The organism is Pseudomonas koreensis (genome assembly GCF_024169245.1).
Taxonomy (GTDB): Bacteria; Pseudomonadota; Gammaproteobacteria; order Pseudomonadales; family Pseudomonadaceae; genus Aquipseudomonas; species Aquipseudomonas koreensis_F.
The window spans coordinates 3,370,480-3,381,817 of the sequence record NZ_JALJWP010000001.1 but is presented as its reverse complement, the minus strand read 5'-3'; the positions used below and the strand labels follow the sequence as shown (position 1 = coordinate 3,381,817).

The following is an 11,338-nucleotide window of genomic DNA, read 5'->3' as shown; positions in this document are numbered from 1 at the left end:
CCCTCTCAAGAAATCAGTTTTTCCAGATCATCGAGGGATAGACGTTTGAGGGCCTCCAGTGATTTAGCCAATTCATCCTGAACGGGCGACATTTCGACGCGCAGGTGTTCGATCCGCGCGCAGAAATCCTTGAGGGTGTCGGTCTCGAACAGCGCCTTGAGCGGCACCTTGTCGCCGAGGCGCTCCTGCACCCGGGTCACCACCAGCGTCGCCAGCAGCGAATGCCCGCCAAGCTGGAAGAAGTTGTCTGCCAGCCCTACCCGCTCGACCTCCAGCACCTCCTGCCAGATCGTTGCGACCTCCCACTGCAGGTCGCTTTGCGGCGCCTGGTATTGCTCCTGCGTCGGGCTCTCGGCCAACGCCATCAGCGCCTTGCGATCGAGCTTGCCGTTGGGCGTCAGCGGGATCGCGTCGATCAGGTGCAAATGCCCCGGGACCATGTGCGCCGGCAAGCGGCTGACCAGTGCACTGCGCACCCGCTCGGTCAGGGTCGACCGCTCGCTGTCCGGCGCGGCGACGAGGTAGGCATGCAGGTGTTTGCCGGCGGCGCCGTCCTGCGCCAGCACCACCGCTTCGCCGATATCGTCGAGCTCCAGCAGGCGCGCTTCGATCTCGCTGAGTTCGATGCGGAAACCGCGAATCTTCACCTGATGGTCGGCGCGACCGATGTACTCGATGTTGCCGTCGTCGCCCTGGCGCACCAGATCGCCGGTGCGGTACAGGCGCTCGCCGTCGGTCGCGTAGGGATTCGGCACAAAGCGTTCGGCGGTCAGCGCGGCGCGGCGCAGATAGCCGCGCGTCACCCCGGCACCCGCCAGGTACAGCTCAGCCGGCACGCCCGCGGGCAGCACCTGCAATTGACTGTCGAGCAGGTACGCCACGGTGTTGTCCAGCGGCCGGCCAATGTTCGCCCGCCCCTGCGGCGTGCGCAGGGTGAAGGTCGAATAGGTGGTGTCTTCCGACGGCCCGTAGAGGTCGTAGACCTGCTGCACCTGGGTGCTGGCATACAGGCTGTCGACCAGACTCTGTTTGAGCGGTTCGCCGGCCAGATTGATGGTGCCGACCGAAGCCGGAATCTGCCCGGCCCGTTGCAACGCGGCAATCGCCGACGGCACCGTATTGATCAGCGTAACCTGATCGCGCGCCGGCAAATCGGCCAGCGCCAGGGCGTTGTCGGCCAGCACCAGACAGCCACCGCAGGCCAGCGTGACGAAGATTTCCCACACCGACAGATCGAAGCAGATCGAGGTCGAGGCCAGCACACCGCGCAATTGTTCTTCGCGATAGACCCCCGCTGACCACTGAATCAGCGCCGACAGATTGCCGTGGCTGATGGCTACGCCTTTCGGTTTGCCGGTGGAGCCGGAGGTGTAGATCACGTAGGCCAGATTGTCTGCGGCGAGGTTAATCAGCGGCGCAGTGGCCGGGCATTCGCTGGCGACGCTTTCGTCCACCAGCAACACTTGCGCGTCCAACGATTCAGGCAGCATGGCCAGCGCCGCTGGCTCGGTGAGCAACACCGCCGCGCGGCTGTCGTCGAGCATGTGCAGCAAGCGTTCCTGCGGGTAATCCGGGTCCAGCGGCACGTAGGCACCACCGGCCTTGAGGATCGCCAACAGTGCGACCAGCATGTCCGGCGTGCGGCGCATGCACACGCCGACGCGCACCTCCGGCCCGACGCCCATGCCTTGCAGCTTGTGCGCCAGACGATTGGCCCGGGTATCGAGGCTTTGGTAATCGATGCACTGCTCGGCGAACAACACCGCGCTCGCTTGTGGCTGACGTTGCACTTGCGCGGCGATGTGCGCCAGCACCGTGCGTTGATCCGGCGCGATCACCGGCGCCTTGCCCCATGCGATGGCGTTCTGGCGTTGCGGCTCGGCGAGCAATTGCAGCGCGCCCAGCGGTTGCGTGGCGTCGGCGAGGAACTGCTCGAGCAGGCCTTGCAACTGCGCACTCAATGCACTGATCGCTGGAGCGTCGAAACTGGCCTGATCGTAACTCACGCCCAGACTCAGTTCGCGGCCGGTGACCGCCACCAGCGTCAGCGGATAGTTGGTCTGCTCCTGGCGGCGGATCGTCGAGAACTTCAGGCCGGTCTCCGGCCCCTGCGCCAGCGCTTCGGCCATCGGATAGTTTTCGAACACCAGAATGCTGTCGAACAACGCCCCGGCACCCGCCCCGGCCCAGCGCTGAATGTCATACAGCGGCGTGTGTTCATGCTCGCGCAACGCCAGGTTGAGGTCCTGTACCTGTTGCAGCCATTGGCTGACGCCGATCTCCGCCGATGGCGCCGCCACCACCGGCAAGGTGTTGATGAACAGGCCGATCTGCTGCTCGACGCCCGGCAAATCCGTCGGCCGCCCAGCGACCGTCGCACCAAACGCCACGTGATCCTGCCCGGTGTAGCGCTGCAACAGCAGCAGCCACGCCGCTTGCACCAGCGTGTTGAGGGTGACTTTCTGCTCGCGGGCGAAGCGGTTCAGTTCGGCCGTCAGCTGTTCGCTGAACACATGCTGGTGATCGACATAACCGCTGGCCGCGTGCCTGACCGGCATGGCGCTGACCAGTCGCGTCGGCTCTTCGAGATCCGCCAGCGCCGTGCTCCAGAACTGCCGACTGGCCTGCTGATCGCGCTGGCCGAGCCATTCGATGTAATCGCGATAACGCCCCTGCCCTGCGCTCGGCGTGATGCCGGCGTAACGCTGCAGCACTTCGCCGAACAATTGCGAAGTGCTCCAGCCATCCATGAGGATGTGATGACAGGTGTAGATCAGGTGATGAGTGTTCGCATTGGTGCGCACCAGCGTCACGCGCAACAGCGGTGCCTCGAGCAGATCGAAACCGTTGTGCAGATCTCCAGTGGCCAGATGATCAAGCGCTGAATCGAGGCCATCGCGACCGCGCCAGTCGTGCACCTGCCACGGTATCTGCACACGGCTGCGCACCACTTGCACTGGCGCGGCGGCATCCTGCGGCCAGACGAACGCCGTGCGCAGAATATCGTGGGCTTCGAGGGTCTGCTGCCAGGCCTGGCGGAAGCGCTCGGCGTCGAGCTGCTCGACGTCGACGCGCAGCTGATTGGTGTAAGCCGGGCTGTCCGGCTCATTGCGGCTGTGGAACAGAATGCCTTGCTGCATCGGCGACAGCGGGTACAGATCAACGATGTCACGCGGCGCGATCGGCAGCGCCGACAGCTGCGCCTGCGTGAGGTTGGCGAGGTTGAAGTCCGAGGGTGTCACGCCACCGGCGTCGCTCTCGCAGCAATGTTCGATCAGGCGTTCCAGCTCGCGGCCATAGGCCTCGGCCAACGCCTCGATGGTCTCGGCGCGGTACATGCCGATGCCGAAGGTCCAGGTCAGTTCCAGCTCACCGCCGAAGACCTGACCGTCGACACTCAGCCAATTGCCCAGCGGCGCTTGCCCATCCTGATTGGCACCGGTGCTGTCAGCGCTTGGCACGAACAACGCGCCTTGCTCAGCACTGAACGCGCCATCGAACTGGCCGAGATAATTGAAGGTCACCCGTGGTTGCGCCAGCGCCTGCAACTCGGCAGAACGGGTGAGGTAACGCAGCACGCCATAACCGATGCCCTTGCCCGGCACCGCGCGCAGTTGCTCCTTGATCGGGCACAGCGACGCAGCCGGATTTGCTTGCGGGGTCAGGCGCACCGGGAACAGGCTGCTGAACCAACCCACGGTACGGCTCAGGTCGATGTCGTCGAACAGGTCTTCACGACCATGGCCTTCGAGCTGGATCAACACCGAAGGCTGCTCGCTCCAGTCGCACAACACCCGCGCCAGCGCGGTCAGCAACAAGTCATTGATCTGCGTGCGATACGCCGCCGGGGCGACTTTCAGCAGCTTGTCGGTCAGTGTCTGGCTCAGGCGCGTAGTGGCGCGGGCAGCCTGGGCACGGGTCTGGCTGTCCTCGGCAAAATCCCGTGGCAGTGACGCGTCGCCGGCCTCAAGGGTCTGGCGCCAATAAGCGCTTTCGGCCGCCAACGTGTCGCTTTGCGCATAACGGTGCAACTGCCCGGCCCAGTCGTGCAGCGAACTGCTTTTGCCCGGCAACGCAAGCGCGGTCCCCGCCGCCAGGGCGTGGTAAGCCTGCTGCAAGTCCTCCAGCAGAATGCGCCACGACACGCCGTCGACCACCAAGTGATGAATCACCAGCAACAAACGCTGCTCGGCATTCGGCAGAGTGACCAGCAAAGCGCGCAGCAAATGCCCGCGTTGCAGATCGAGACTGCGCTGCGCCGCGTCGACCAGTGCGGGCAAGGCATCGAGACTCTCCAGCTGGCGAACCCAGAGCAGTTCGGCATCACCCTGCGACTGCGGCAGTGCCTGCCAGCGATCGCCCGACTGCACAAAGCTCAAGGCCAGTGCTTCGTGCTGTTCGAGCAACGTCGCCAGCGCCTTGCTCAGGTGCACGGCGTCCAGCGCCAGGGTCGGTTGCAACATCACTGACTGATTCCAATGCTGGCGCTGGGCAATCGGCGTCTCGAAGAAACGCTCTTGAATCGGCAGCAACGGCAATGGCCCGCGTGCCACAGCTGCGGCAGCGGCAGCCGGTTTGGCCTCGATCAGTTTGGCCACGGCGGCCAGTTGGCCGATGGTCTGCTTTTCGAACAACTGCTTGGGGCTGAGCTTGATGCCCTGGCGCTTGGCCCGGGCGATGATCTGCAGACTGAGAATCGAGTCGCCACCCAGTTCGAAGAAGTTATCGCTGCTGCCGACCCGCTCGAGCTTGAGCACCTCGGCCCAGATGGCAGCCAGTTTCTCTTCGATCTCACCGACCGGCGCGACGAACTGCTGGCTGACCACGCCAGGCACGGGCAAGGCGCGTTTGTCGAGTTTGCCGTTGGCAGTCAGCGGCAGCTTTTCCAGCAACAGCAACTGCGCCGGCACCATGTAGTCCGGCAGCCGCGCCTGCAATTGCTCGCGCAGATCCTGCGCCTGCACTTTCGCTCCCGCTAGCGGCACGCACCACGCCAGCAGCTGCAGACGCGCCGGATCGTCATCCACTGGCAGCGCGAGCACGGCGGCCTCGCTGACGCCATCGAGGCTGAGCAACAGCCGCGCAACTTCCGCCGGCTCGACGCGATAGCCGCGCACTTTGACCTGATCGTCGGCACGACCGATGAATTCCAGCGCCTGCTCGCGGTTGCGCCGGACCCGGTCGCCGCTGCGGTACACCCGCGCGCCGGCTGCGCCGAACGGATCGGGCAGGAAACGTTCGGCGGTCAGCGCCGGCTGATTCAGGTAACCAAGGGCAACGCTGTCGCCGCCGATGTACAGCTCACCGGCGACCTGATCGGCCACCGGGTTGAGCACATCATCGAGCACATAAACATGGGCACCGGTCAACGCCGTGCCGACCGGAACGCTGCGCGTCTGCGCGGCAAGTGCTTCGACCTCATGGGTCAGCACGCCCACGGTGGTTTCGCTCGGGCCATAGTGATTGATCAGGCGGCAGCCCGGTTTCAGTTGCTGCACGCGTTCGACCAACGCCAGCGAAGAGGCTTCGCCGCCGACGATCAATGCGTGTTCCGGCAGCACGTCGGCTGGCTTGGCCGCCTGCAACAGCGCGGCGAGATGGCCGGGGACGATTTTCAGCACGCCAACGCGATGGCGGGCCATGTAGTCGGCAAAGCGGTCCGGGTCGAAACCGAGCTCTTCCGGCAGCACATGCAGCAGGCGGCCCGAGCACAACGCGCCGAACAGCACGGTGAAGCCAAGGTCGGCGGCGATGGTCGAAACCAGCGCCATGCTCGCCTCGGGCGCCGGCGCCAGACGTTCGAGTACGCCGCGCACATAACTGCCCAGCGCAGCGTGGCTGACCAGCACGCCCTTGGGTTGCCCGGTGGAACCGGAAGTGTGAATCACGTACGCCGGCGACTGCGCATGCAGCGTCAGCTCAGGCGCGGACGCCGGCAGCGACCGCCATTGCCCCGGCGCAAATTCAAGACCCTGACAGCCCTCGACCGCCAGTTCGCTGACCCGCGCATCGCCTTCGGCACCGATCAATGCCCGTGCCTGTGCAGCGCCGAGCATCTGTTGCAGGCGTGCGCTCGGTGCCTTGACGTCGAGCGGCATGTACACCGCGCCAGCCTTGAGAATCGCCAGCAGGCAGGTCAGCCAGTCCAGCGAACGCTCCAGCAGCACCGCCACCGGTTCGCCGACATTGACGCCCTGCGCACGCAAATAATGGGCGAGACGATTGGCTTGCTCATCCAGTGCCTGGAACGTCATCGTCTGCTGGAGATCACGAGCGGCCAGCGCCTGCGGCTGCCGGGCCACTTCCCGCGCCCAGTGCTGCAATACGGTCAACGCCGGTTCTCGTTGAATTGCCAGCGAAGCGGGCCGTTGCGTGGCGACCGTGTGCAGCGGCGCCTGCGGCGAGTTGAGCAATTGCGCAAACAGGTCGAGCAACATCGGCACAAAACCGCCGACAGTTTCCGCCCGATAGAGATCGCTGGCGTAGGTCATCTGGCCGTGGATCAGCGCGCCGTCGTCGGTAATGTCCAGGGCCAGATCGAAATGCGTGCCGTCCTTGGCCAGCGGGTATTCGCTGACGGCCAGACCGGGCAAGGTCATCGAGCGCTGTTTCTGCATGCCGACGTTCTGGTTGAACTTGGCCTGGAACAGCGGGTTATGACCGAGGGTGCGTTCGGCGACCAACTCGTCGACCAGTTGCTCGAACGGCAATTCCTGATGCGCCTGCGCGCCGAACGCCGCTTCACGCACCTGCGCCAGCAGATCCGCGAAACTGCCGCGCTCATCGACCTGGCAACGCAGCACTTGGGTGTTGACGAAGAAACCGATCAACCCTTCGACTTCGGCACGGCCACGGTTGGCATTCGGCACGCCAACACGAATGTCGCGCTCGCCGGCCAGACGCGAGAGGAACAGCGAGAAACCGGCCAGCACCAGCATGAACAGGCTGATGCCCTGGCTGCGCGCGAAGGCATTGAGCTGCTGCGAAAGGTCAGCACCGAAATCGAAACTCAGGGTCTGTCCTGCAAAGCTTTGCGTCAGCGGTCGGGCAAAGTCCGGCGCCACTTCCAGCAGCGGATGCTCGTCGCCCAATTGCCGACGCCAGTAATCGAGCTGGCGCTCGCCCTCGCCGGCTTCCAGCCAGCGTCGCTGCCAGATCGCGTAGTCAGCGTATTGCAACGGCAGCGCCGGCAATTGCGGTTCGCGCTGCAGGCTGAAAGCCTGATAGCACTGGACGAATTCCTTGACCATGACGTCCATCGACCAGCCATCGGAGACGATGTGGTGCATGCTCACCACCAGCACGAACTCGTCGTCGGCCAGGGCAAACAGGCTCGCGCGTAACAGCGGGCCATGGCGCAGATCGAACGGCTGCGCGGTGACCTCTTGCACTTTTTGCGCGAGCGCCGACTCGCGCTCTTGCGCGGCGATGCCCGTCAGGTCGAAGCGTTCCAGGGCAATATTCTGCTGCTCGAGAATCAGCTGATGCGCTTGATCGCCGTCAGTGTGAAACACCGTGCGCAACACTTCATGGCGCGCCAGCAGATGATCGAACGAACGGCTCAGTGCCGACTCGTTAAGAAGACCTTTCAGACGCAAGCCGGCGGCCATGTTGTACGCGGCGCTGTGCGGTTCCAGTTGCCAGAGAAACAACAGGCGCTGCTGGGCGAACGACAGGGGAATCTGCGCGCAGTCGTGGCGGCTGACCGGCAGCGGCAGCAGGCTGAAATCCTTGCCCTCCTCACGTAGCCTGGCGAGAAACAGCCGACGCTGTGCCAGCGGCAGGCCGACGAATCTTTGCGCAATACGTTCCGCCATCGTGCCGCTCATACTTCTTCTCCTTGCAAAGCATTCATGAACTGATCCATGTCGGACCAGTCGTCGTCACCGCTCGCCTCGGCCAGTTGCCCGAGCACCTCGGCCAGATCCGCCAGCAGCGGTTTTTCGAACAGACTGCGCAGCGGCAGCACCACACCCATCTGCTCCTTGACCCGCGCGATCACCTGCGCGGCCAACAACGAATGACCGCCCAGTTCAAAAAAGTGATCGTCCAGACCCACACGCCGCACTTGCAGCACCTCGGCCCAGACCTGCGCCAGACACTGCTCGGCAGGCGATTGCGGGGCACGGTAATCGCCCTGCAACTGCGCCGGATCCGGCGCTGGCAAGGCCTTGCGGTCGAGCTTGCCACTCGGCGTCAGCGGCAGGTTCGCCAGCAACAGCAGATGCCCCGGCACCATGTAATCCGGCAGACTGGCTTGCAGCGCGGCGCGGGTCTGCTGACGGAACGCCGCTTGCGTCGCCGCACTGGCGAGCACCGCCGGTTCCGTCACCACATAGGCGACCAGTTGCGCACCGCCCGTGAACGGCACCGCCAGCACCACCGCTTCCCGAACCTCGGGACATTGCTGCAGGCGCGATTCGATTTCGCCCAGTTCGATGCGGAAGCCGCGAATCTTCACCTGATGATCGACCCGACCGACGTACTCCAGCGCGCCATCGCCGCGCAGCCGCGCACGATCGCCGGTGCGGTACAGGCGCTGACCGTCGGCGAACGGGTCGGCAATGAAACGCTCGGCGCTGAGGCTCGGCTGGCGGTGATAACCGCGTGCCAGTCCCGGCCCACCGATGTACAACTCGCCCACCGCGCCTTGCGGCAGCAGGTTCAGGTCATCGTCGAGCACGTACAGGCGCCGCGCTTCAAGCCCCTTGCCGATCGGCATGCCGCGCCACGACACGTCCTGTGCGGTCAGCCCGGTGCAGTCATGAATCGTCGAGACCACCGTGGCCTCGGTCGGCCCGTAGGTGTTGAGCAGGCGCACATGGCCGAGCCCGGCCTGCTGCCACAGGCGCAATCCGTCCACCGCCATGGCCTCGCCGCCAACGTGAATCTGCCGCAGCGCGGCGAAACTGGCCGGCGGTTTCGCCGCGTATTCCTGCACCAGCCAATACCAGTAGGCCGCCGGCAGATCGGCCAGGGTGATGCCGTGATCGATGATCACCTGATGCAGCGTCGCGCTGTCCCACAACGGCGCGTCGCGCATGACCACGCTGGCGCCATGGCACAGCGGCGGGAAAAACTGCTCGACGAAACCGTCGAAACTGCTGGTGGCGAATTGCAGGACCCGGTCGCCTTCGCGCAGATCGCTGTAATCGATGGCGCGGGCGATGAACTCGCTCAGTGCGCCATGACTGACCGCCACGCCTTTCGGCCGGCCGGTGGAACCGGAGGTGTAGATCACGTAAGCGAGGTTGCCGGCTTCGACCGTGACCGGCATGTTGTCGCTCTGCTCGCTGACAGGCAATTGCTCCAGACACAGGCACTCGACACCATCGAGCGGCGGCAGGCTGGCGAGGCTTTGCCGGTCGCTGAGCAACAGTTTCAGACCGCTGTCAGCGAGTACATGGCGCAGGCGTTCGGCCGGGGTCTGCGGGTCCAGCGGCACATAAGCACCACCGGCCTTGAGCACGGCCAGTAGCGCCACCGCCAGTTCCAGCGAACGCCCCAGCGCGACGCCGACCAGCACGTCTGGGCCGACACCCTGCGCGCGCAACTGATGGGCCAGACGATTGCTGCGGGTGTTGAGTTCGTCGTAGCTGAATACCGGTGCAGGCGCAGTGGCCAACCGCACCGCCGGCGCTTGCCCAGTGCGCGCGACCTGCGCTTCGAACAGGCTTTGCACGCTGGTAAAACCAGGCGAAGGCGCGGCGGACTGAATCAGCGCTTGCCGTTCGCTGTCGGCGAGCATCGCCACGTCGCCGATCAACTGCTGCGGGTCGCGGCACACCGACTGGAGAATATTGCGCCAATGCCCGGCCAGCGCGGCGATGGTTGCGGCGTCGAAAATATCCGTGGCGTAAGTGAAGGCGGCAAACAGTTGCTCGCCCTCCTCGCGGGTGTCGAGCATCAGGTCACTGGTGGCCGCGTGTTGTCGAGCGCTGCCGGCCAGTTGTTCTTCGCTCAGATAGCCCACGCGCAAGCCTGAAGCGAGTTGCGCCTGATGCAGATCGGTGACCAGCGGCTGATGGTTGAACATCACCTGAAACAGCGGATTGTGGCTCTGGCTGCGCGCCGGTTGCAGGGCTTCGATCAGCGCGTCGAACGGCAGATCCTGATGGGCCTGAGCGCCGAGTGCAGCCTGGCGCAGGTTCTGCAAAAGCTCGGCGAACGGCGTCTGTGCGGTGACCACGCTGCGCAGAATCTGGGTGTTGACGAAGAAGCCGATCAGGCCTTCGGTTTCACTGCGGGTGCGGTTGGCGATCAGCCCGCCGACACGAATATCGGTCTGGCCGCTGTAGCGATGCAACAGGGTCTTGAACGCCGCCAAAAGCACCACGAACAACGTCACGCCCTGGCGCTGGGCGAGGTTTTTCAGCTCATCGCGCAGGGCTGCATCGATCACCGTTTCCAGGCGTGCGCCCTGATGGCTGGATTGCGCCGGATAGGCGCGGTCGGTGGGCAATTCCAGCACCGGATGCTCGTCGCCCAGTTGCGTGCGCCAGTAGTCCAGTTGCCGCTCACGCTCGCCAGCCTCCAGCCAGCTGCGTTGCCACAGTGCGTAGTCGCGGTAATGCACGGTCAACGGCGCCAGCGTCGGTTCACGCCCGGCGACCAGCGCATCGTAGGTGCGCATGAACTCATCGATCAGAATATTCATCGACCAGCCGTCGGCGATGATGTGATGCAGGGTCAGCAGCAGTACATGTTCCTGCGCGGCGAGGCGCAACAGACGCAGGCTCAGCAGCGGGCCGTTCTGCAAGTCGAAGGCCTGGGTCGCCTCGGCCATCATGTGCTGCTGCGCGAGCGGCCAGCGCTGCGCTTCGGGCAACCCGCTCAGGTCAGTCACGGGCAACTTGAGTGGCTGCGGCTCGGCCACACGCTGGAAGGCACGCTCGCCGTCCTGGCCGAAGGTGGTGCGCAGACATTCGTGGCGCGCCGCCAAATGGCTGAAAGCCTGTTCCAGCGCTTCGACGTTTAGATCGCCCTCCAGACGCACGGCCATCGGCAGGTTGTAGGCTGCGCTGGTCGGCTCCAGCTGCCAGAGAAACCACATGCGCTGCTGCGCGTAAGACAGGCCGTCGCGCTCAGCGAGGCCGTCGCAGGCAGTCATGGGAAGCTGCGCAAAATCGATGCCTTCGCGGGCCATGCCGGCGAGGAACAAACGACGTTTGTCCTCGGGCAATTCGATAAAGCGGCGGGCTAGTTTCTGTGCGTCTGCGGCATTCATGCGTGGAGTCCTTGCTGATCGGCGGCGTGACCTGGAGACCCGGTCGTATCAACAAGAACGAATGGCCCGCGCGACGATTTAGCGCGCCAGCGGCAATCGCGGCCCGACGGT

General features: G+C 64.7%; 2 protein-coding genes. Both read right to left on the bottom strand.

All coding sequences use genetic code 11. The features are described 5' to 3' along the window. Positions 1–5: 5 nt before the first annotated feature. Entirely contained in the window at positions 6–7,829 is a 7,824-nt protein-coding gene (locus J2Y90_RS15180) for a non-ribosomal peptide synthetase (protein WP_253500680.1), read from the bottom strand. Continuing rightward, positions 7,826–11,227 (bottom strand): amino acid adenylation domain-containing protein, encoded by a 3,402-nt coding sequence (locus J2Y90_RS15175; RefSeq protein WP_253500679.1) that lies wholly within the window; start codon positions 11,225–11,227, stop codon positions 7,826–7,828. Before J2Y90_RS15175 ends, J2Y90_RS15180 begins: the two co-directional genes overlap by 4 nt. Between the last annotated feature and the right edge of the window lie 111 nt (positions 11,228–11,338).

Coding starts and splice junctions, on each gene's coding strand:
- J2Y90_RS15175 (WP_253500679.1), bottom strand. CDS start 11,227: ATGAATGCCGCAGACGCACAGAAACTAGCCCGCCGCTTTATCGAATTG.
- J2Y90_RS15180 (WP_253500680.1), bottom strand. CDS start 7,829: ATGAGCGGCACGATGGCGGAACGTATTGCGCAAAGATTCGTCGGCCTG.